Genomic DNA, 20,902 nt, shown 5'->3' with positions numbered 1-20,902 from the left:
GCGGCCGCTCGACGGCCCCGCGCCGGGGCAGGCGCCCGGGGCCGTGCCGGCCGCGGGCGTCGCCCCCGACGAGGGGGCGCTCCGGGACGCGCTCGACGCGGCCCGCGCCGCCGTGGACGCGCTGCCCGCCGCCTCCGAGCGGGCACCGGGGACGACGCTCACGGCCGTCCTGCTCGTCGAGGGGCCGGCGCTGCTCGTCGCGCACGTGGGCGACTCGCGCGCCTACCGGCTGGCCGGCGGGTCGGACGCCGGGCCGGGCACCGGGCTCGAGCGCCTCACCACGGACCACACGCTCGTCGCCGAGCTCGTCCGGGCCGGGCTGCTCACGCCCGAGGAGGCGCGCCACGACCCCCGGCGGCACGTCGTGACCCGGGCCCTCGGGGCGGGGGAGCCGGCGGTGCGGCACGGGGACGACGTGCGGCGGGTGCCGGCGGCCGCCGGGGACCGGCTGCTCCTGTGCTCCGACGGCCTCACCGACGAGCTCGACGACGCGGCGCTCGCCGCCGTCCTGCGTGAGGAGGCCGACCCCCGGCGGGCCGCCGAGCGCCTCGTGGCCCTCGCGCTCGACGCGGGCGGGCGGGACAACGCGACGGCGCTGGTGGCGGACCTCGTCGCGAGCTCCAGGACCGCCCCCGCCGCCCCCGCCGCCGCCGCCGACCCGGCCCCCGGGTCCGGCGCCGGCCCGCTCGCCTAGGCCGCGGGACCCGACGCCGCCGCGGCGGCGGCCGCCCGCGAGCGCACCCGCCCCTGGCGCAGGCCGTCGACGACGAGGACGGCCAGCGCCGCCCACACGAGGCCGAAGCCCCACCAGCGCGCGGGTGGCATCGCCTCGTGCTGGACGAGCACGCCGACGAGGAGCTGCAGCACGGGGGCGAGGTACTGCAGGAGGCCCACCGCGGACAGCGGGAGCCGCCGGGCGGCACCGTTGAAGAGCAGCAGCGGCAGGGCCGTCACCACGCCCGCCGCGGCGAGCGCCAGGGCGTGCCCGGCCCCGTGGGCGGCGAACGTGCCCGTGCCCTGCACCCCGATCACGACGAGCCACGCCCCGGCCGCGGGGGCGAGCACGGCCGTCTCGACCGTGAGGCCGGCGACGGCCCCGACCCGTCCGCCCAGCCGCGACTTCAGCAGCCCGTACACCCCGAAGCTGCCCGCCAGCGCCAGCGCGACCCAGGGGACGGAGCCGAGCCCGACGCCGATGACGAGGACCGCGGCCGCGCCGAGGCCGAGGGCGGCCCACTGCACGGGACGCAGCCGCTCCCGCAGCACGACGACCGCCAGCCCCACGGTGACGAGCGGGTTGATGAAGTACCCGAGCGCGGCGTCCACGGTGTGCCCGGAGAGCACGCCGAACACGAAGACGAGCCAGTTCACGGCCAGCAGCACCGCCGCGAGGGCGAGGGTGGCCAGCGCGCGCCGGTCGCGGAGCAGGGCCAGGACCTCCCGGTGCGTGCGCGTGAGCAGCACGAGGAGGACGCAGAACAGCAGGGACCACACGATCCGGTGGGCGATGATCTCGACCGCCCCGGCGGGGCGCAGCAGCGGGAAGTAGAGCGGCATGGCGCCCCACAGCGCGTACGCGCCGAGGCCGGCGGCCAGGCCCGTGCGGTCGAGCGGGCCGGGGTCGACAGACCCGCGCGGAGCCCGGGGAGCGGCGTCCGCGCCGGCGGCCCCCGGCTGTCCGGATGCTGGAGGGGCGGGGAGGGCCGGGGGCGTCGCGGTGGGGCGGTCGGGCACGCCCGCGAGGCTACGCCCGCCGTGCCGACGGCGGGCGGCGGGGCGTCCCGCGCCGGCACCGCGCTGAGAGCGCGGTGCGCGTCGCCGCAGGTCGGGGTGCCGACCGTCCACGGACAGGGACGGTCCGCGACCGGCCGGGTGAGGCTTGCCTATACTCGTCGGCGGACCATCGCTGCCCGTGCCCCTCGTCTCGAAACGTGAGCACCCCGTGAGCACACCCACCCTGCGCGTCGCCGTCGTCGGCGCCGGACCGGCCGGCATCTACGCCGCCGACATCCTGGCGAAGACGGACCTCGACGTGAGCATCGACCTCTTCGAGCGCCTGCCGGCCCCGTTCGGCCTCGTGCGCTACGGGGTCGCGCCCGACCACCCGCGCATCAAGCAGATCATCGTCGCGCTGCACAACATCCTGCAGCGGGGCGACATCCGCCTGCTCGCGAACGTCGACTACGGGACGGACGTGAAGCTCGAGGAGCTGCGCCAGTTCTACGACGCCATCATCTTCTCCACGGGCTCCATCCGGGACGCGGCGCTGCCCGTGCCCGGCGTGGAGCTCGACGGCTCCTACGGCGCCGCGGACTTCGTCTCCTGGTACGACGGGCACCCCGACGTCCCGCGCACGTGGCCGCTCGACGACCGGGTCGTCGCGGTCATCGGCGCCGGCAACGTGGCGCTCGACGTCGCACGGGTGCTGGCCAAGCACGCGGACGACCTCCTCCCCACGGAGGTGCCGGCGAACGTCCACGCGGCGCTGAAGGCCTCGCCGATCACGGACGTCCACGTCTTCGCGCGCCGCGGCCCCGCCCAGGTGAAGTTCTCGCCGCTGGAGCTGCGCGAGCTCGGCCACGTGCCGGACGTCGACGTGGTCGTGTACCCCGAGGACTTCGACTTCGACGAGGGCTCGAACCTGGCCATCCGCTCGTCGAACCAGACGAAGCAGGTCGTCAAGACCCTCACGGACTGGACGCTGCGGGAGCCGGAGGAGCTGACGGCCAGCCGCCGCATCCACCTGCACTTCCTGCACGCGCCCGTGGAGGTGGTGGGCGAGGACGGCCGCGTCGTCGCCCTGCGCACGGAGCGCACGGAGCTCACCGGGGACGGCAACGTCCGCGGCACGGGGCAGCTGCACGACTGGCCCGTCGAGGCCGTGTACCGGGCCGTGGGCTACTTCGGCTCGCCGCTGCCCGACATCCCCTTCGACGACGTCGCCGGCGTCGTCCCGAACCAGGGGGGTCGCGTCGTCGACGGCTCGGGGGACCGGGTGCCGGGCATCTACGCGACGGGCTGGATCAAGCGTGGCCCGGTGGGCCTCATCGGCCACACGAAGTCCGACGCCACGGAGACGATCCGGAACCTGCGCGAGGACGTCGAGGCCGGCGGCCCGGCCGCCTACACCGCCGTCGAGCGCGAGCCCGAGGCCGTCACCGCCTTCCTGCGCGCCAAGGGCGTCGAGCCCATCGACTGGCACGGGTGGGAGCTGCTCGACGCCTACGAGCGGGCGCTGGGCGAGCCCGAGGGCCGCGAGCGCGTCAAGGTCGTCCCGCGCGAGGACATGGTGGACGTCTCCCTCGGCCGGAAGGGCTGAGGCCGGGGCGCAGCCTCCGGCAGGACCTGCACGACGCAGGACGACCCGGTGCCCCGCGGCCCCCCGTCCCGTCCGCCCCCGGCGGACGCGGTCGGGGAACGGCCGCGGGGCACCGTGCGTTCTGCACGTCGACGGACCGCCGAGGGACGGCGGCCGGACGACAGGAGACCGCCCGGCCATGGGTCACCGCCACTTCAACGGCCTCAAGACCGCCGCCCTGTTCGGCGCGCTGTGGGCCGTCCTCCTCGGCATCGGCTGGCTCGTCGGCGGGGGCACGGGACGGTACGCGCTGCTCTTCGGGGCGATCGGCGTGGTCATGACGGCCGTGTCCTACTGGCGGTCGGACACCATCGCGATCCGCGCGATGCGCGCCCGTCCGGTGAGCGAGCTCGAGCAGCCGGCGATGTACCGCATCGTGCGGGAGCTCTCGACCGCCGCCCGGCAGCCCATGCCGCGGCTCTACGTCTCGCCGACCTCCGCGCCGAACGCCTTCGCGACGGGCCGCAACCCGCAGAACGCGGCGGTCTGCTGCACGGACGGCATCCTGCAGATCCTCGACGAGCGCGAGCTGCGCGGGGTGCTCGGCCACGAGCTCATGCACGTCTACAACCGCGACATCCTCCTGTCCTCCGTCGCGGCCGCGATCGCCGGCGTCGTCACCTCGCTCGCCCAGTTCGCGATGTTCTTCGGCGGGGGCTCCGACCGGGAGCGGAACGGCAACCCCCTCGTCGGGCTCCTCCTGGCGCTCCTGGCGCCGCTGGCCGCCTCGCTCGTCCGGACGGCCATCAGCAGGACCCGCGAGTACGACGCCGACGAGGACGGCGCCCGGCTCACGGGCGACCCGCTGGCCCTGGCGTCCGCGCTGGCCAAGCTCGAGCGCGGCACGCACGCGCGCCCGCTGCCGCAGGACCGCGAGCTCGTCAACGTCTCGCACCTCATGATCGCCAGCCCCTTCCGCGGCGGCGGCATGGCGCGGATGTTCGCCACGCACCCGCCCATGGCGGACCGCATCGCGCGCCTGCAGGCGATGGCCGGCGGCACGGGCGGCCTCACCCGGTACTGACCCGCACCGACCTGCGCGGGGGCGGTCGGCCCCGGCCCCGGCCGGCCCCGGCAGGACCGGGCTAGCGGTAGTTGACGAACTGCAGCGCCGCGTCGACGTCGGCGCCCTTGAGCAGGGAGATCGCCACCTGCAGGTCGTCACGGCTCTTGCTGGTGACGCGCAGCTCGTCGCCCTGGATCTGCGCCTTGACCGTCTTGGGGCCCTCGTCGCGCAGGATCTTCGCGAGCTTCTTGGCGACCTCGCTGGACAGGCCCTCCTTCACCGTGGCGGTGAGGCGGTACTCCTTGCCCGACGGCTTGGGCTCGCGGTCGCCCACGTCGAGCGACTTCAGCGAGATGCCGCGCTTGATGAGCTTCGTCTCGAGGACGTCGAGCACGGCGAGCACCCGCTCGGAGGAGTTCGCGACGAGGAGGATCGACTCGCCGCTCCAGGCGACGGACGCGCCGACGCCCTTGAAGTCGTACCGCTGGGCGATCTCCTTCGACGCCTGGTTCAGGGCGTTGTCGACCTCCTGCCGGTCGACCTTGCTCACGACGTCGAACGACGAGTCCGCAGCCACGTCCGCCTCCTGCGCTCGGGGGCCGCGCCGCGGCCCGTGCTGTCCCCGCGGGCCCCTGCCCGCCTCCGGTGCCAGCCTGCCACGTCGGCGCGGCGTCGTCCGGCCCGTCCGGCCCGTCCGGCCCGTCCGGTCCGACGGGCCGCCACGGCACGGTCACGAGCACCCCGCGGCGTCCGGTAAGGTTTCTCCCGCTCACGGCGGGTTACCCGAGTGGCCAAAGGGGGCTGACTGTAAATCAGCTGGCAACGCCTACGGGGGTTCGAATCCCTCACCCGCCACCGTGCAGCTCGACGGCCCGGACCTCACGAGGTCCGGGCCGTCGGTCGTCGGGGGCCTGAGCCGTCGGTCCCCGGTGCCGCGGTCGTCGCCGGCTCCGGCGACCCGCCGCCGGAGCCGATTTCGCCGGGCCCCCCGGCCCGTGTATCTTGGTCGGCACTGCCCCGATAGCTCAGTCGGCAGAGCGTCTCCATGGTAAGGAGAAGGTCAAGGGTTCGATTCCCTTTCGGGGCTCTGTGCACGTCGTCGTCCGGTTCCGCCCCTCGGGGCGGTCCGCCGGCCTCGTGCTCGCGGCGGGGTAGCTCAGTTGGTGAGAGCGCACGACTCATAATCGTGAGGTCGCGGGTTCGAACCCCGCTCCCGCTACCACTCCCGGTCCCGGTGGTGCACGACATCACCGGGACCACTCCATGCAGCGCGTCGGCCGGCGCGCGGTGAGACCCAGTTGCAGGCGCCCGCGGGCGCGAGAGGTGGCAAGGCCATGGCCAGCAAGAGCCAGGACGTCCGTCCGAAGATCACGCTTGCGTGCACGGAGTGCAAGGAGCGGAACTACATCACGAAGAAGAACCGTCGGAACAACCCCGACCGGCTCGAGATGAAGAAGTTCTGCCCGCGCGAGAACAAGCACACGGTCCACCGCGAGACCCGCTGACCCCCTCGCGCCCCCGCCGCTGACGCCCCGCGAGGTCCCCGTGCCCGTCGACCTGTCCTACGCCGGCCGGGTGTACCCGCCCACGGCGCCGCTCGAGGTGGGGCGCGAGGCCCTGCGGGAGTTCGCCGAGGCCGTCGGCTCCACGCACCCCGCTCACACGGACCCGGCGGCGGCGCGGGCGCTCGGGCACCCGGACGTCGTGGCACCGCCCACCTGGGTGGTGCTCGTGGCGCAGCGGGCCGAGGCCCAGCTCGTCCAGGACCCGGCGGCGGGCATCGACTTCAGCCGCGTGGTCCACGCGGACGAGCGGTTCACGCACCACCGCCCGGTGCACGCCGGGGACCGTCTGGTCACCGTCCTGCACGTGGACTCCCTCACCCAGCGCGCCGGGCTGACGATGGTCGCCACGCGGTGCGAGATCGCCGACGAGGCCGGCGCCCCGGTCGCGACGGTCCGCTCCACGCTGGCCGTGCGGGGCGAGGCGTGAGCGCCGCCGGCGGTCGTCCCGCCCTCGCGGACCTGACGGTCGGCGACGAGGTGGCCCGCGGCACGCTCCGCGTCGACCGGGCCCGCCTCGTGCACTACGCGGCCGCGAGCGGCGACCGGAACCCCATCCACTGGAACGAGCGCGTCGCGCGCGAGGTCGGGCTGCCCGGCGTCATCGCGCACGGCATGTGGACGATGGGCGCCGCCGTCACGGTCGTCACGGACTGGCTGGGCGACCCGGGCGCCGTGCTCGACTACGGGGTGCGGTTCACGCGCCCCGTGCCCGTGCCGGACCCGGGCGAGGCCCTCGTCGACGTGGTCGCCACCGTCGGCGCCCTCGACGCGCAGGCCGGCACCGCACGGATCGACCTCGCGGTCACCGTCGAGGGCCAGCGCGTGCTCGGCAAGGCCCAGGCGGTCGTCCGCCTCCCCTGACGCCGGCCCGCCACGCCGCGCGCCCGCACGGCCGCCCGCACCTCTTCGACGAGATGCCGGTCCGGGTCGCACGTCCGGTCCGGTCAGCGCCCGGAAGGGGCATCTCGTCGCCTGTTGGACGAGATGCCTGTCCGGGTCGCACGTCCGGCCCGGTCAGCGCCCGGAAGGGGCATCTCATCGCCTCCCGACGAGATGCCGGTCTCGGTCGTCCGCGCGGGGCCGCGGGCGGTCGGGAGGGGCATCTCGTCGCGTCGCGCGACGGGCCGTCCTGGCCGCTCAGGACGGGGCGGGGCCCGTCGTCGTGCCCTCGCGGAACGAGACGGGCAGCACGAGGGGCTCGGGGGAGCCGCCGGCGAGCAGCTCGGCGGCCGCGAGGCCGACGGACTCGCCCTTGAGCCGCAGGGGCTGGTCGACCGAGGTGAGCACGTCCGGCGCCAGCCACGGCAGGTCCAGGCCGTCGATGCCGGCGACCGACACGTCGTGCCCGACGCGCAGCCCGAGCTCGCGGGCGGCGAGCACGACGCCGGAGGCCAGCAGGTCCGAGAGCGCGATGACGGCCGTGGGCCGGTCCGGCCCCGTGAGCAGCGCCCGCCCGGCCGCGGCGCCGTGCTCGACGAGGGACGCGGGCGTCTCCCACACGACCACGGGCTCGACGCCGCCCTCGCGGATGCCGGCCAGGCGCCGCTCCGTCACCAGCCAGCGGATGTCCGCCTGGCGCTCCGCGTCGGCGACGCCCTCGCGCCGGTCGCCGCCGAACGGCAGCGCCACGACGGCGATCCGCTCGTGGCCCAGGGCGCGCAGGCGGCGGGCGAGGTCGGCCATGCCGCCGCGATCGTCGACGCCGATGAGGGCCCCGTGCTCGGGCGGGTCGCCCTCGATGACCACGACGGGCACCCCGCGCCGGTCCAGCGTCACGCGCGAGGAGTCGTCGGCGCGCCCGCCGGAGAACAGCACGGCGACGTCCATCCCGGCCGACTCCAGCAGGGGGTCGGCCCGCGGCTCCCCGGCGTCGTCGACCGCGGGCACGAGCAGGACGCCGAGGCCGAGGGGGCCCAGGGTCTGCACGAGCCCGTCGAGCACCTGGATGGACACGGGGTCGCGGAAGGCGCGGCGCAGGGCGTCCCCGAGGACGACGCCGACGATGCCCGAGCGGCCGCTGCGCAGCTGGCGGCCCAGCGGGTTCGGGCCCACGTACGACAGCGCCGCCGCGGCGTCGAGGACCTTCTGGCGCGTCGTCGCGGTGATGGGGCCGGCCCCGGAGAAGGCGAGGGACGCGGTGGACACGGACACGCCGGCCGCCTGGGCGACGTCGGCGAGCGTCGGCCCGCGTGCGCCCATCGGGTCCTCCTCGTCGCGTCGGCGGCCGCCCGGTCCGGACGGCCCCGGCCGGCCCCCGGCCGGCCTGCGCGGGTCAGCCTAGGCGTGCCGGGCGCGCCCCCCGGCGCCGGACCCGCCCGCCGCCTGCGTGACGTGCGCCCGCCTACACCTCCTGCGCGCGCTCCAGCCGGGCGTAGCGCCCGCCCCGGGCGAGCAGCTCGTGGTGGCCGCCCACCTCGACGACGCGGCCGCCGTCCAGGACGACGATCCGGTCGGCGGAGCGGATCGTCGAGAGCCGGTGCGCCACGACGAGCGTCGTGCGCCCGCGCACGAGGCGGCCGAGCGCCTCCTGGACCGCGCGCTCGGACTCCGCGTCGAGGGCGGAGGTCGCCTCGTCGAGCAGGAGGATGCGCGGGTCGCGGACGAGGGCGCGGGCGATGGCGATGCGCTGGCGCTGGCCGCCCGACAGGCGCGCGCCCCGCTGACCCACGACGGTGTCCCACCCCTGCGGCAGCGCGTCGACGAGCTCGGCGGCGTTCGCGTCCTCCAGCGCGCCCGGATGCGCGCGTCGTCGACGTGCGGCAGGCCGTAGGCGACGTTGTCCCGCACGGAGCCCTCGAACAGCACGGACTCCTGCGGCACGACGGACACGTGCCGCCGGACGGTCCGCAGGTCGAGGCCGGCCGTGTCCTGCCCGTCGACGAGGACCCGCCCGCCGGTGGGGCGCAGGAAGCCCAGGACGAGGTTGAGCACCGTCGACTTGCCGGAGCCCGAGGGCCCGACGAACGCCACCGTCTCCCCGGGCCGGATGTCGAGGTCGACGTCGGTGAGCGCGTGCTCGTCGGCCTCGGGGTAGCGGAAGGACGCGCCCTCGAGCGTGACGCGCCCCCGCACCTGCACGACCGGCCGCCGGCCCTCGTTCACCTCGAGGTCGGGCTCCTGCAGGACCTCGGCGATCGACCGCACGGACTCCAGCCCGCGGGCCGCCACGGGCAGGAGCATGAGCAGGTTCGTCAGGGCGCCCGTGAGGAGCGCGAAGTACGACGAGAGCTGCACGACCTCGCCCGCCGTGATCGGGACGGCCCCCGTGAGGGCGGCGCCGGCCGCCAGGACCAGGCAGAGGATCCCCAGGAGCTGCAGGCTCACCCACGACAGGGAGGCGAAGCGCCCGTTGAGCATGTCGAGCACGAGGCCGGCCGACCGGACCCCTTCGGCCGAGGCCGCCACGCGCTCCGTCGCGGTGCGCTCGAGGCCGTGCGCCCGGGTGATGGGCATGAGCGTGGCCATCTCGCCCACCCGCGCGGAGAAGTCCTCCACCTCCCGGCGGAACTGCGCGTTCGTCGTGCGCGAGCGCCGCTGCAGGAAGTACCGCAGGAGGACGGCCAGCGGGATCGTCAGCGCGTAGACGGGCAGGAAGGCCGGCACCGCGAGCGCTGTCATGGCCACCGCCCCGAGGACCACCATCGTGGCGGACAGCAGGGGGTGGGTGACCTGCTGGAGCATGAGCTCGACGTTCTCCACGTCCCGGACGACCTTCGTCTGGACGATGGAGGCGCTCACGCGCTGGTGGAAGCCGATGGACAGGCTCTGCAGGCGGGCGGTGAGCCCGTTGCGCAGGTCGGCGCCGATGGTGCGCACGGCGCCCATGTAGCGCCTCGTGTACTGGACGTGGTTCGGGTAGTTCTGCAGCAGGGACACGACCGCGAGGGCGGCCCACAGACCCATCTCGCGCAGGGGCCCGCCGGCGACGACGACGTCGACGACCTTGCCGGTGATGACGGGGGTGAGCCAGACGGGCACCTCCTTCATCGCGAAGAAGCCGACGGCCGCGAGGACGCGGCGGCGGTGCTGGTCGAGGAGGAGCAGGACGGAGCGCAGCGGGTGGTCGCCGTCGACCGGCAGGCCGTCGTGCGCCGGGTGGGGAGGCACCGCTCCATGGTGGCACTCGGATCGATTCGAGGAAACCGCTCTCCCGCGTCCGCCGTCCGTATCCCGGTTGACCGTCCGGGCGGCCGGGCCCGACGATGGGAGCCGACCCTCGGATCGTTTCGACCCGGTGCCGCGCGCCGGGCGGCGGGTCTGCCTCCTCCGTCCCGAAGGGCCTTCCGCATGTCCTCCACCCCGCGGCCGTCCGCCGTGGCCGCCCCGCCGTCCCCCGCCCTGCGGCGTGCCTCCCTGGCGGTGTTCCTCGTGTTCGTGCTCAACGGCGCGAACTTCGCCACCTGGGCCTCCCGCCTGCCGGCCATCCGCGACGGCCTCGCCCTCGACGAGCGCGAGGTCGGGCTCCTGCTGCTCGTCGGCTCGTGCGGGTCGCTGCTGGCGCTGCCGCTGTCGGGGCTCGTCGTGGAGCGGCTCGGGGCCCGGCGGACGGTGCTGCTGTTCGCCGCGCTCAACGCCACGGGCCTCGCGGTCGGCGCGGTGGGCGTCGCGCTCGGGTCCGTGGCCCTCGTCGCGCCGGGCCTCGTGCTCTTCGGGATCGGCACGGGCGTGTGGGACGCGGCGATGAACCTCGAGGGCGCGGTCGTCGAGCGCCGCCTCGGCCGCACGGTGATGCCGCGCTACCACGCGGGCTTCTCCTTCGGGACGATGGGCGCCTCCGCGCTCGCGGCCGTGCTCGCCGGGTTCGCGGTGCCCGTCGTCTGGCACATCCCCGTCGTCGTGGCGCTGTCGACGCTCGTCGTCGCGGTCGTGGTCCGCTGGTTCCTGCCCGACGACGCCGCCGTCCGGGTCGTCGACCGTGTCGTCGACCGGGCCGGCGACGGCCCCGTCGCCGCCGTCCCCGGCACGGAGCCGGCGGTCGCCGCCCCGGCGCCGACGGCCACGCGGGGGGCCTCGGGTGCGCTCGCCGCCTGGCGGGAGCCCCGCACGCTCCTCATCGGGCTCGTCGTGCTCGCCGCCGCCCTCACCGAGGGCGCCGCGAACGACTGGGTGAGCCTGGCCGTCGTGGACGGCTTCGCGACGAGCGACGCGGTCGGCGCCGTGGCCTTCGGCGTCTTCGTCACCGCGATGACGGCGATGCGCCTGCTCGGCACGAGGCTGCTCGACCGCTACGGCCGCGTCGTCGTGCTGCGCGTCGCGTCCGTGCTGGCCATCGCCGGCCTGCTCGTCTTCGTGCTCGTCGAGCCGCTCTGGCTCGCGCTCGTCGGCGTCGCCGTGTGGGGCCTGGGCGCGGCGCTGGGCTTCCCCGTGGGCATGAGCGCCGCCTCCGACGACCCGGAGCGCGCCGCCATGCGCGTGTCCGTGGTGTCCACCATCGGCTACTCGGCCTTCCTCGCGGGGCCGCCGCTGCTCGGCCTGCTGGCGCACGTCGTGGGGTACCGGACCGCGCTGCTGGCGGTCCTGGTGCCGGTGGTCGCCGGGCTCCTCGTCGTGCGGGCCGCAGCCCCCCTGCGGCCGGCCGAGGCGTCGGGGACGGGTCCCGCCACGGCCCCCGGCCCGGGGGCTGAGGACCGTCCGGGCGAGCGGTCGCGCGCCGGGGCGGGCGACGTAGCCTGAGGCGCGTGGACCCCCGACCGACCCTGGACCTGCCCGGCCTCGTCGGCCGTCCCGCGCTCGCCGACCTGGCCGCAGCCGCCGACCTGGCCGGCGCGCCCGTCGTCGACCTGGGCCCGGCCGACGCGGACGCCTGCGCGCTCGTCCCGCCGCCCCCGCTGCCGGCCGCGCTGCGCCGCCGGACCGCCGGGGCCGAGGCGGGGCCGGTGCGGCTCGCCGACCTCACGACCCTGCGCGTCGGCGGTCCCGTGAGCCGGTACGTCGAGGCGACGACGGAGGCCGAGCTCGTCGAGGCCGTCCGGGCCGCGGACGCCGCGGGGGAGCCGCTGCTCGTCCTCGGCGGCGGCTCGAACCTCCTCGTCGCCGACGCGGGGTTCCCCGGGACCGTGGTGCGGGACGTGCGCTCGTCGGTCGAGGTGCCGGACGCCAGCGCCTGCGCGGGCGTGACGATCACCGTCGCGGCGGGGACGCCGTGGGACGACGTCGTGGCGTACGCGGTCGAGCAGGGGCTCGTCGGGGTGGAGGCGCTCTCCGGCATCCCCGGCTCCACGGGTGCCACCCCCGTGCAGAACGTGGGGGCGTACGGCCAGGAGGTGTCGCAGACCGTCGCGCAGGTGCGCGTCTGGGACCGGGGGCGGGGCCGCGTGCGCACCCTCCCGGTGGTGTCCCTGGCCTTCGGGTACCGGGACTCGCTCCTCAAGCGCTCGCTGCGGCCGGGGTTCACCGAGCCCGTGCGGCGCGGGGAGCCCGAGGCGCCGCCCGCCGTGCCGTGGGGCCCGACGCCGCGCTACGTCGTGCTCGACGTGACCTTCCAGCTCCGTGCCGGCAGCCTCGGCGCGCCCGTCGTCTACCCCGAGCTCGCGCGGGCGCTGGGCGTCGAGCCGGGGCAGCGGGCGCCCCTGGGCGACGTGCGGGCCGCGGTGCTCGGGCTGCGCGCCCGCAAGGGCATGGTGCTCGACGCCGCGGACCCCGACACCTGGAGCGCCGGGTCGTTCTTCACGAACCCCGTGCTCGACGCCGGTGCCGCCGCGTCCCTGCCGGCGGACGCCCCGCGGTTCCCCGTGGCGGGGGACCCGGGCGCCGTGAAGACGAGCGCCGCCTGGCTCATCGAGCGGTCGGGCTTCCACCGCGGCTACGGGTCCGGGGCGGCCTCGCTCTCGACGAAGCACACGCTCGCGCTGACGAACCGCGGGGCCGCGACGGCCGTCGACCTGCTCTCCCTGGCCCGCGAGGTGCGGGCGGGCGTGCGGGAGCGGTTCGGCCTCGTGCTGGAGCCGGAGCCCGTGCTCGTCGGCGTCAGCCTCTGACGGTCGGCTCCGCGTAGGCGCCGAGCAGCTCGCTGCGCACGAGGGCGAGGGCCTCCTCGTCGCCGAGGCCCGCCGCGCGCACCCTCTCGACGTACTGCCGCGCCGCTCGGCGCGCACCGTCGACGCTCACCGGGGCGCCCGCGGCGACGACCGTCCCCGCGCGGCGGCGGGTGACGACCACCCCGGCCGCCTCGAGCTCGCGGAAGGCGCGGGCGACGGTCCCGGGCGCGAGGCCGAGGTCCGTCGCCAGGGTGCGGATCGTCGGCAGGCGGTCGCCCGGCCGCAGGCGCCCCGCCGCCACGTGCGCCACGACCCCCTGCCGGATCTGCTCGTACGCCGGCACGGAGGAGGTGAGGTCGACCTCGAGCGCGGCGGTCACGGCCGGCCCGGGACGGGGACGGAGGGCGCGGGGGCGGCCACGGCGCCCGGCCCGGTGTGGGCCCGGACGGCCACGACGAGGACCGCCACCACGAGCGCCGCGGCGAGCAGCACGGCGGCGACCCCGGCGACGAGGAGGGCGGGCGCGGCCGTCGACGGCCCCACGACGGGCCCGGCGACGCCCCGCAGCGCCGACCCCGCGACGGCGAGCGTCCCCGCGAGGGCCAGGCCCAGCGCGAGCTGGGCGCCCCCGAGCACCCGGCGGGCGGAGAGGCGGCGCAGCCCGAGGTCGGTCGGCACGTCCGTCCCCGGCACGGCGGGGCGGCGCGCGACGAGGAGCAGCACGGCCTCGACGGCGGCGAGGACGAGGAGCGCGCCGACCGCGACCGGCACCGCGTAGGGCGCCCCGGGGAAGGGGCCCGAGCCCGCCGACCAGGTCGCGCCGTGGCGCTCCAGCGACCGCCCGTCGTCCGCGGCCACGAGGCTGCCGACGACCGCCACGACGACCGTGGCGGCCGCGAGCCCGCCCGTCCAGCGCCGCAGGCCCGCGGGCGCGACGTCGGCGACGCCCCTCGGCACCAGGACGGCCCGCCGCACCTCGCCGGCCGGGCGGGGCCAGGTGAGCTCGCCGACGGCGTGCACGGCCAGCAGGGCCAGCCCCGCCGCCGCGGGGGCGACCGCCAGGGCGACCCCCGGGGGCGCCGCCGCCGGCAGGACCGCGAGCAGCGGTGCGGCGAGCCACAGGACGGGGACCACCGCGGCCAGTGCGAGCCAGGCGAGGAGGGCGACGACGGCGCCGCGCCGCAGGGCGAGGGGCAGCGCCTCCGGACGGGCCGCCGCCGGGGGCTCCCCGTGCGCCGGTGCGGGCGCACCCGGGTGCGCCGCGGGCAGCTGCGGTCGCCCCGCCCGGACGGCGACGAGGAGCGCGGCGACCAGCGCCCCGAGGACGACGAGCACGACGAGGACCAGCGGCACGAGCAGGAGGGACGAAGCCATGGAGGCAATGTAGCAACACATTGATGCAAAAGGCAGGGCGTCCTCGACGCAGGGTCAGCGTCCTCCCGTGCCGTCGTCCGGGTCCGGCCCGGCGAGCCAGGCGTCGACGCCCGCCAGCAGCCGCCGGCGGACCGCCTCCGACGCCCGGGACGCCCGCACCGACCCGCGCGCGAGGTCGGCCAGCGCGGCGTCGTCGAGCCCCTGCGCCCGGGCGATCGCGTACTGGTCGACGAGCCGGGACCGGAAGAGCAGCGGGTCGTCGGCGCCGAGGGCCACCGTGGCGCCCGCCCCCAGCAGGGTCCGCAGCGGCACGTCCCCCTCGTCGGGGTAGACCCCGAGCGAGACGTTGGACGCGGGGCACACCTCGAGCGCCACGCCCTGCGCCACGACGTGCTCGAGCAGGTGGGGGTCCTCCGCGGTCCGCACGCCGTGCCCGAGGCGGTCGGGCGCCAGGTGCTCCAGGACGTCCTCCACGTGCGCCGGGCCGAGCAGCTCGCCGCCGTGCGGGACGGAGGCCAGCCCGGCCCGGCGCGCGAGGGCGAACGCGGGGGCGAAGTCGGCGGTGACGCCCCGGCGCTCGTCGTTGGACAGGCCGAAGCCGACGACCTCGCCGGGACCGTCGCCGGCGTGCCGGACGGCCAGGCGCGCCAGCGTGCGCGCGTCGAGCGGGTGCCGCGTGCGCGAGGCCGCCACGACGAGCCCCACGTCGACGCCGGTCGCCGCCGCCGCGCGGCGCGCCTCGTCGAGGACGATCTCGAGCGCGGGGGTGAGGCCGCCGACGAAGGGCGCGTACGAGGTGGGGTCGACCTGCAGCTCGAGCCGCCCCGACCCCTCGGCGGCGTCGTCCTCGACGGCCTCCCGCACGATCCGGCGCATCGCCCCCTCCGACCGCACGACGGCCCGGGCCGCGTCGTAGAGGCGCTGGAACCGGAACCAGCCGCGCGCGTCGGAGGGCACGCGCAGCGGCTCGTCGTCGACGAGCGCGTCGGGCAGCCGGACGCCGGCCTCGCGGGCGAGCTCGACGAGCGTGGGGATCCGCATCGAACCCGTGAAGTGCAGGTGCAGGTGCGCCTTCGGGAGCAGGGCCAGGTCGCGCACGGGCGCCAGTGTGCCAGGGGCCGGGTTCAGGCCCCCGGCAGGATGCCGCGCTCGATGGCCACGGTCACGGCGCGGGTGCGGTCGTCGACCCCGAGCTTGGCGAACGCCCGCAGCAGGTGCGTCTTCACCGTGGCCTCCGTGATGAACAGCGCACGCCCGACGGCGGCGTTCGACAGGCCGCGCGCGACGCCGGCGAGGACCTCGACCTCCCGCGGCGTGAGCCGGTCCGCGTCCCCGGTGCGCATCTGCTGCACGAGGCGCGCGGCCACGGACGGGGACAGCGCCGACTCCCCGCGGGCGGCCGCGCGGATGCCGGCGACGAGCTGCTCGCGCGGGGTGTCCTTGAGCAGGTAGCCCGTGGCGCCGGCCTCCACCGCGCGCAGGATGTCCGTGTCCGTCTCGTACGTCGTCAGCACCACGACGTGCGCGCCGGGCACCGCCGCGACGATGCGCGCCGTCGCGGTGGCGCCGTCCGTGCGCGGCATCCGCAGGTCCATGAGGACGACGTCGGGACGGAGGGACGTGGCCAGCGCCACGGCCTCGTCGCCGTCCGCGGCCTCCCCGACGACCCTCAGGTCGGGCTCGACGCCGAGCATGCCGGCCAGCCCGGACCGCACCACGGGGTGGTCGTCGGCGATGAGCACGGCGATGGTCACGGGCGCCCCTCCGGCTCCGGGCCGACGGGGGCGACGGGGCCGACGGGGCCGACGGGGCCGACGGGGGCGACGGGGCCCACGACCGGCAGCCGCAGCCGCACCCGCGTGCCCCCGCCCTCCGGCGCCTCGAGGGTCAGCGTGCCGCCGGTCGCCTCGGCGCGGGACCGCATCCCGCGCAGGCCCACGCCCTCGCGGGCCCCCGGCCGGAGGCCGCGGCCGTCGTCGGTCACCTCGAGCGCGGCGCCGTCCGGGCCCACGGCCAGGTGCACGCGGACCGTCGAGGCACCCGCGTGGCGCCGGACGTTGGCCAGCGCCTCCTGCGCGGTCCGCAGCAGCGCGACCTCCACCTCCCGGCCCAGCGGCACCGCCGGCGCGTCGGCCGGGGCGGGGGCGGCCTCGACCAGCACCCGCACCCCCGTCTCGTCGGCGACCCGGGCCGCGAGCCGGCGCAGCGCGTCCGCCAGGGAGCCGGTCTGCAGGTCGGCCGGCCCGAAGGCGGCCACGAGCGCCCGCGCCTCGGCGAGGTTCTCCCGCGCCACGGACTCGACCTGCACGAGGCGCCGCCGCACCTCGTCGTCCCGGCCCCGGTCGAGCTCCGCCCCCGCCGCCTGGCTGAGCATGACCACGCTGGTGAAGCCCTGCGCGAGCGTGTCGTGGATCTCCTGCGCCACCCGCGACCGCTCCGCCAGCACACCGGCGGCGTGGTGCTCCACGGCGAGCGCCGCCTGCGCCTGCTCGAGGCGGTCGATGAGCTCGGCGCGCTCCTCGCTCTGCTCCGCGATGGCGGTGATCCACAGCCCGACGACGATGCTGAAGGCCAGGCTGACGAGCATCTGGCCGCCGACCTCCGCGACGCTCGCGCTCCAGCCCCGGCCGCTCTGCGCGAGGCGGAGCCCCACGGACGCGGTGACGGCGGCGGTGAGGGCGACGCACCACGCGATCCCCGTGAGCCGGCGGCGCGCGAAGAACCAGATCTGCGAGTACGCGACGAACAGCAGCGTGAAGCCGACGTCGCCCGCCCAGGTCGCGAGGGACACGACGGCGAGCAGGACGACGAGGTAGGCGTCCGCTCCGCGGCCGTCGCCGGCGAGGGCTGCCCGGCGCCCCACGAGCACGTAGGCCGCCGCGAGGACCGTCAGCGCGACGAGCGCCGCCGCCGCTCCCGGGTCCCCGGGGGCGTCCGCCGCGAGCGGGACCGCGACGACCGCCAGCAGGGCGGCGAAGCCGAGGTCCCAGGCCCGCAGCGTGCGGCGCCAGAACTCGTGGCGGTCCACCGGCGCGGTCATGGGGCCGACCCTCCCACAGCCCTAGCCGTCGTCGTGGCGGCGCCACCGGAAGGTGCGCGCGGCGACGACGAGCCCCACGACGAGGTAGGCCACCAGCACCAGCGCCGTCGTGCCGTGCTGCCACGAGCCCGACGGCTCGACGGCGCGCGCGGCGTCGGGCAGGAACACCGACCGCATGCCCTGGGCGAGCCACTTGAGGGGGAAGAACGAGGCGACGGTCTGCATCCACCCCGGCAGGACGTGGAACATGAAGAACACGCCGGAGACGAACTGGAGCACGAGCACCACGGGCGTGACGACGGCCTGCGCGGAGCGGCCGGTGCGCGGCACGGAGGAGAACGCGACCCCGCACACGGCCCCGGCGGCGGTCCCCAGCGCCCAGACCCACGCGAAGGTGAGCCAGCGGCCGGCGTCGTCGGGCAGCGGCACGTCGTAGACGAGGGCCGCCACGGCCAGGAGCAGGGCGGTCTGCGCCAGGGACACCACGAGCACCTGGCCGACCTTGCCCAGGACGTACGACGACACGGGCAGCGGCGTGCCGCGCAGCCGCTTGAGGCCGCCCTCGTCGCGCTCCACGGCGATGCTCATCGCCAGGGACTGGAAGCTCGTGAGCACCACCCCCGTGGCGACCATGCCGGGCAGGAAGTACTGGCTGAAGGGCACCTCGTCGCCGGGCGGCCCGTACACCTCGCCGGGACCGCCGAAGACGGTGGCGAAGATCGCCAGCATGACGACGGGGTAGGCGAAGACGAAGACGACGGCGTCGCGCTCGCGGACGAACAGGCGCAGCTCGTGCTGGGTGCGCCAGAGGCCGAGGGCGAGCGGCGAGGGCAGCCGGGCGGCGCGGGCCGCGGTCGTCGGTGCGGGGCGCGTCGTGGGGGTCGTGGTGGTCATGACCGGGCCTCCGGCTCGGACGGGCCGGGGGCGGCGCCCCCGACGAGGGACAGGTAGACGTCCTCGAGGGTCGGGCGCAGGACCTGCAGGCCCGGCACCTCGTCGTGCCCGAGGTCGGCGAAGCGGGCGGCGAGCTCGGCCACCGTGCGCGTGGGGCTGTCGGTGACCGTCTCCCGGGGAGCCCCGTGCTCCGTCCAGCGGACGACGGCGCTGCGGGCGGCCCGGCCGCCGAGGTCGGCGGGGGCGCCCTCGGCGACGACCCGGCCGGCGGCCACGACCACGACCCGGTCCGCGAGGCGCTCGGCCTCCTGGAGGTAGTGCGTGGTGAGCAGGATCGTCGTGCCGGAGGCGCGCAGGTCGTCGACGAGGTCCCAGAACGCGTGCCGGGCCGACGGGTCGAACCCCGTCGTCGGCTCGTCGAGGAACAGCAGCTCGGGCCGGCCGACGACGCCGAGCGCGACGTCGAGGCGGCGGCGCTGGCCGCCCGACAGGGCCCGCACGCGCGTCCGGGCCTTCTCCTGCAGCCCGACCGCGGCGACGACCTCGCGGGGGTCGCGGGCGTCGGGGTAGTAGCGGGCGACCTGCGCGACCGTCTCGGCCACGGTGGCCTCGGCGAGGTCGTTCGCGGTCTGCAGGACCACGCCGATGCGGCTGCGCCAGGTGCGGCCGGCGGTCTGCGGGTCCTCGCCGAGGACGCGCACCTCGCCGGCGTCGCGGCGGCGGTAGCCCTCGAGGACCTCGACGGTGGTGGTCTTGCCCGCGCCGTTCGGGCCGAGGACGGCGACGCAGAGGCCGCGCTCGACGCGCAGGTCGAGGCCGTCCACCGCGCGCCGGTCGCCGTAGTGCTTGCGCAGGCCGCGGACGAGGACGGCGGCGTCGGCGTCGGGCGGCGGTGCCGTCCGGAGGGGTGCGGGTGCGGCGGTGCTCGCGGGGGCCGGCGGCTGCGGCCGGGGGGTCGTCGTGCTCATGCCCCGAGCCTGGCGGCGGCGCCCGGGCCGTCGCGACGTCCCCTCGTCCGGCCCCGTCGTCCACCGACCGGTGGACGACGGGGTCAGCCGGCTCCGCCCCGGAGGGGGACGGGCGTCAGCGCGCCTCGGCCAGCAGGCGCTGGACCCGGCCGACGCCCTCGACGAGGTCCTCGTCGCCCAGCGCGTAGGACAGGCGCAGGTAGCCGCTCGGGCCGAAGGCCTCGCCGGGCACGACGGCCACCTCGGCCTCGTCGAGGACGACCTCGGCCAGCTCCGCGGAGGTGCGCACGGTCCGGCCGCGGACGGTGCGACCCAGCACGCCGGCGACGGACGGGTAGGCGTAGAACGCGCCCTGCGGGACGGGGACCTCGACGCCGTCGATCTCCGACAGCATCGCCACCATCGTGCGGCGGCGCCGGTCGAACGCCTCGCGCATGGCGGCCACGGCGGTGAGGTCGCCCGTGAGGGCCTGCACCGCGGCCCGCTGCGCCACGTTGGACACGTTCGAGGTGAGGTGGCTCTGGAGGTTCGTCGCGGCCTTCACGACGTCCTGGGGCCCGACGAGCCACCCCACGCGCCAGCCCGTCATCGCGTAGGTCTTCGCCACGCCGTTGAGCACGACGGTGCGGTCCGCCAGGTCCGGCACGGCGCGCAGCACGGGGGTGAAGACCGCGTCGTCGTAGGTGAGGTGCTCGTAGATCTCGTCCGTGACGACCCAGATCCCGGCCTCCAGCGCCCAGCGGCCGATCGCCTCCGTGGCCGCCGGCGTCAGCACGGCGCCCGTGGGGTTCGACGGGGAGTTGAGCAGCAGCACCTTCGTGCGCGGGGTGCGGGCGGCCTCGAGCTGCTCGACCGTGACGACGTAGCCCTGCTCCGGGCCCGCGAAGACCTCGACGGGCACGCCGCCGGCCAGCCGGATCGCCTCGGGGTAGGTCGTCCACGCGGGGGTGGGCAGGAGCACCTCGTCGCCCGGGTCGAGCAGCGTGGCGAAGGCCTGGAACACCGCCTGCTTGCCGCCGTTCGTGACGAGCACCGTCGCGGGGTCCACGGCGTAGCCCGAGTCGCGCTGCGTCTTCGCGGCGACGGCCTCGCGGAGCACGGGCAGCCCGGCCGTGGGGGTGTAGCGGTGGTTGGCCGGGTCCTGGGCGGCCCGGACCGCGGCCTCGACGATCTCCGGCGGCGTCGGGAAGTCGGGCTCGCCCGCGCCGAAGCCGATGACGGGCCGGCCGGCGGCCTTGAGGGCCTTCGCCCGGGCGTCCACGGCGAGCGTGGCCGACTCGGCGATCGCGCCGACGCGCCGGGACACGCGGGGGAGGGGGGCGAGGGCGGGCGTGGGCTGGCTCACGGGGGCCATCCTGGCAGAGCGCTCCCGGCGTCGGTCCAGCCGGACCGCCGCGCGGTTCGACCCCCGGCGCGGCGTCGCGTAGAGTGTCGCCCCGGCGGTTGACGTCCGTGATGCTGAGCCCTGCCCGCGCAGGGTCGGCGCCTCGGAGCAGGCCGCCGTAGGGCAGTGGCGCAATTGGTAGCGCAGCGGTCTCCAAAACCGCAGGTTGCAGGTTCGAGTCCTGTCTGCCCTGCGCACAGGGCACCCCGTGGGGGTCGCCGGACGGTCGTACGGACGAGACACAGGGGTTCTGGCACGTGAGCGATACCGCAGCGGCGACGCCGGGCGCCGGGGAACCGGCTCCGACGCCGACCCGTTCGGAGCGCCCGGGGGCCC

19 protein-coding genes, 4 tRNA genes and 1 pseudogene are annotated in these 20,902 nt (G+C 76.9%); 12 read left to right on the top strand and 12 right to left on the bottom strand.

Annotated elements, in window-relative coordinates; genetic code table 11:
* Positions 1-694, top strand: a 694-nt coding sequence (locus EJA20_RS04380) for a protein phosphatase 2C domain-containing protein (protein WP_205687353.1), incomplete at its 5' end; no start/stop codon positions are given.
* Here the strand turns inward: EJA20_RS04380 and rarD are convergent.
* Positions 691-1,734, bottom strand: a complete 1,044-nt coding sequence (gene rarD / locus EJA20_RS04375) for an EamA family transporter RarD (RefSeq protein WP_240675016.1) — start codon at positions 1,732-1,734, stop codon at positions 691-693. The genes EJA20_RS04380 and rarD overlap by 4 nt on opposite strands.
* Positions 1,735-1,942: 208 nt before the next feature.
* On the opposite strand from rarD, the gene EJA20_RS04370 reads away from it, so the two are divergent.
* Positions 1,943-3,319, top strand: a complete 1,377-nt coding sequence (locus EJA20_RS04370) for an FAD-dependent oxidoreductase (RefSeq protein WP_129336944.1) — start codon at positions 1,943-1,945, stop codon at positions 3,317-3,319.
* A gap of 178 nt (positions 3,320-3,497) precedes the next feature.
* Positions 3,498-4,382: a zinc metalloprotease HtpX gene (gene htpX, locus EJA20_RS04365; protein WP_129336943.1), complete on the top strand. Its 885-nt coding sequence runs from the start codon at positions 3,498-3,500 to the stop codon at positions 4,380-4,382.
* A 61-nt stretch (positions 4,383-4,443) separates the two neighbouring features.
* Here htpX and EJA20_RS04360 read toward each other — a convergent pair whose 3' ends face one another.
* Positions 4,444-4,941 (bottom strand): YajQ family cyclic di-GMP-binding protein, encoded by a 498-nt coding sequence (locus EJA20_RS04360; RefSeq protein ID WP_129336942.1) that lies wholly within the window; start codon positions 4,939-4,941, stop codon positions 4,444-4,446.
* Positions 4,942-5,137: 196 nt separating this feature from the next.
* Between EJA20_RS04360 and EJA20_RS04355 the strand changes: the two genes are divergently transcribed.
* From EJA20_RS04355 to EJA20_RS04330, 6 genes are all read left to right on the top strand, one after another.
* Positions 5,138-5,219: transfer RNA gene (locus tag EJA20_RS04355), tRNA-Tyr, on the top strand.
* Positions 5,220-5,378: 159 nt separating this feature from the next.
* Positions 5,379-5,451 (top strand) — tRNA-Thr (locus tag EJA20_RS04350).
* A 58-nt stretch (positions 5,452-5,509) separates the two neighbouring features.
* Positions 5,510-5,586 (top strand) — tRNA-Met (locus tag EJA20_RS04345).
* A 112-nt stretch (positions 5,587-5,698) separates the two neighbouring features.
* A complete protein-coding gene (gene rpmG, locus EJA20_RS04340) occupies positions 5,699-5,869 on the top strand; it encodes a 50S ribosomal protein L33 (RefSeq protein ID WP_090031858.1) in 171 nt (56 codons plus the stop codon).
* Positions 5,870-5,909: 40 nt separating this feature from the next.
* The gene (locus EJA20_RS04335) at positions 5,910-6,356 is read left to right on the top strand and encodes an FAS1-like dehydratase domain-containing protein (protein WP_129336941.1); all 447 of its coding nucleotides are present in this window, start codon (positions 5,910-5,912) and stop codon (positions 6,354-6,356) included.
* Positions 6,353-6,790, top strand: a complete 438-nt coding sequence (locus EJA20_RS04330) for a MaoC/PaaZ C-terminal domain-containing protein (RefSeq protein ID WP_129336940.1) — start codon at positions 6,353-6,355, stop codon at positions 6,788-6,790. The genes EJA20_RS04335 and EJA20_RS04330 overlap by 4 nt, the downstream gene beginning before the upstream one ends.
* 276 nt (positions 6,791-7,066) lie before the next feature.
* On the opposite strand, the gene EJA20_RS04325 is transcribed toward EJA20_RS04330, so the two are convergent.
* Positions 7,067-8,128 carry a LacI family DNA-binding transcriptional regulator gene (locus EJA20_RS04325; protein WP_129336939.1) on the bottom strand — a complete coding sequence of 354 codons (1,062 nt, stop codon included), beginning with the start codon at positions 8,126-8,128 and terminating at the stop codon, positions 7,067-7,069.
* 142 nt (positions 8,129-8,270) lie between these two features.
* A pseudogene (locus tag EJA20_RS04320) lies at positions 8,271-10,036 on the bottom strand (ABC transporter ATP-binding protein).
* A gap of 180 nt (positions 10,037-10,216) precedes the next feature.
* Here EJA20_RS04320 and EJA20_RS04315 point away from each other — a divergent pair.
* Both EJA20_RS04315 and EJA20_RS04310 read left to right on the top strand, forming a co-directional pair.
* On the top strand, positions 10,217-11,602 hold the full coding sequence (locus tag EJA20_RS04315; RefSeq protein ID WP_129336938.1) for an MFS transporter: 1,386 nt from the start codon (positions 10,217-10,219) through the stop codon (positions 11,600-11,602).
* 167 nt (positions 11,603-11,769) lie between these two features.
* Positions 11,770-12,906 carry a UDP-N-acetylmuramate dehydrogenase gene (locus tag EJA20_RS04310; RefSeq protein WP_240675024.1) on the top strand — a complete coding sequence of 379 codons (1,137 nt, stop codon included), beginning with the start codon at positions 11,770-11,772 and terminating at the stop codon, positions 12,904-12,906.
* On the opposite strand, the gene EJA20_RS04305 is transcribed toward EJA20_RS04310, so the two are convergent.
* The 8 genes from EJA20_RS04305 to EJA20_RS04270 all read right to left on the bottom strand — a co-directional run bounded on the left by EJA20_RS04305 (position 12,896) and on the right by EJA20_RS04270 (position 20,527).
* Positions 12,896-13,285 (bottom strand): GntR family transcriptional regulator, encoded by a 390-nt coding sequence (locus tag EJA20_RS04305; RefSeq protein WP_129336937.1) that lies wholly within the window; start codon positions 13,283-13,285, stop codon positions 12,896-12,898. The two genes, EJA20_RS04310 and EJA20_RS04305, sit on opposite strands and share 11 nt — an antisense overlap.
* Positions 13,282-14,280: a hypothetical protein gene (locus EJA20_RS04300; RefSeq protein WP_129336936.1), complete on the bottom strand. Its 999-nt coding sequence runs from the start codon at positions 14,278-14,280 to the stop codon at positions 13,282-13,284. The genes EJA20_RS04305 and EJA20_RS04300 overlap by 4 nt, the downstream gene beginning before the upstream one ends.
* A 54-nt stretch (positions 14,281-14,334) precedes the next feature.
* On the bottom strand, positions 14,335-15,378 hold the full coding sequence (locus EJA20_RS04295; protein WP_129336935.1) for an adenosine deaminase: 1,044 nt from the start codon (positions 15,376-15,378) through the stop codon (positions 14,335-14,337).
* Between the two features lie 26 nt (positions 15,379-15,404).
* Positions 15,405-16,034, bottom strand: a complete 630-nt coding sequence (locus tag EJA20_RS04290) for a response regulator (protein WP_129336934.1) — start codon at positions 16,032-16,034, stop codon at positions 15,405-15,407.
* Entirely contained in the window at positions 16,031-17,320 is a 1,290-nt protein-coding gene (locus EJA20_RS19700) for a sensor histidine kinase (protein ID WP_129336933.1), read from the bottom strand. Before EJA20_RS19700 ends, EJA20_RS04290 begins: the two co-directional genes overlap by 4 nt.
* A 21-nt stretch (positions 17,321-17,341) precedes the next feature.
* Positions 17,342-18,214, bottom strand: a complete 873-nt coding sequence (locus EJA20_RS04280; RefSeq protein ID WP_129336932.1) for an ABC transporter permease — start codon at positions 18,212-18,214, stop codon at positions 17,342-17,344.
* A complete protein-coding gene (locus EJA20_RS04275; protein WP_129336931.1) occupies positions 18,211-19,182 on the bottom strand; it encodes an ABC transporter ATP-binding protein in 972 nt (323 codons plus the stop codon). The genes EJA20_RS04280 and EJA20_RS04275 overlap by 4 nt, the downstream gene beginning before the upstream one ends.
* 115 nt (positions 19,183-19,297) lie before the next feature.
* The gene (locus tag EJA20_RS04270) at positions 19,298-20,527 is read right to left on the bottom strand and encodes a pyridoxal phosphate-dependent aminotransferase (RefSeq protein WP_164983820.1); all 1,230 of its coding nucleotides are present in this window, start codon (positions 20,525-20,527) and stop codon (positions 19,298-19,300) included.
* A gap of 159 nt (positions 20,528-20,686) precedes the next feature.
* On the opposite strand from EJA20_RS04270, the gene EJA20_RS04265 reads away from it, so the two are divergent.
* Positions 20,687-20,759, top strand: a tRNA-Trp gene (locus EJA20_RS04265).
* Positions 20,760-20,902 lie beyond the last annotated feature (143 nt).

Origin of the sequence: Cellulomonas endophytica, from assembly GCF_004123805.1 — a bacterium.
Classification (GTDB): Bacteria; Actinomycetota; Actinomycetes; order Actinomycetales; family Cellulomonadaceae; genus Cellulomonas; species Cellulomonas endophytica.
The sequence above is the reverse complement of the archived record's forward strand: the minus strand, read 5'-3'. Positions and strand labels throughout refer to the sequence as shown.

What these genes read in the sequence shown, in the direction of transcription:
- htpX (WP_129336943.1), top strand. Translation starts at nt 3,498, where the DNA reads ATGGGTCACCGCCACTTCAACGGCCTCAAGACCGCCGCCCTGTTCGGC.
- rpmG (WP_090031858.1), top strand. Translation starts at nt 5,699, where the DNA reads ATGGCCAGCAAGAGCCAGGACGTCCGTCCGAAGATCACGCTTGCGTGC.
- EJA20_RS04325 (WP_129336939.1), bottom strand. Translation starts at nt 8,128, where the DNA reads ATGGGCGCACGCGGGCCGACGCTCGCCGACGTCGCCCAGGCGGCCGGC.
- EJA20_RS04315 (WP_129336938.1), top strand. Translation starts at nt 10,217, where the DNA reads ATGTCCTCCACCCCGCGGCCGTCCGCCGTGGCCGCCCCGCCGTCCCCC.
- EJA20_RS04300 (WP_129336936.1), bottom strand. Translation starts at nt 14,280, where the DNA reads ATGGCTTCGTCCCTCCTGCTCGTGCCGCTGGTCCTCGTCGTGCTCGTC.
- EJA20_RS19700 (WP_129336933.1), bottom strand. Translation starts at nt 17,320, where the DNA reads ATGACCGCGCCGGTGGACCGCCACGAGTTCTGGCGCCGCACGCTGCGG.
- EJA20_RS04280 (WP_129336932.1), bottom strand. Translation starts at nt 18,214, where the DNA reads ATGACCACCACGACCCCCACGACGCGCCCCGCACCGACGACCGCGGCC.
- EJA20_RS04275 (WP_129336931.1), bottom strand. Translation starts at nt 19,182, where the DNA reads ATGAGCACGACGACCCCCCGGCCGCAGCCGCCGGCCCCCGCGAGCACC.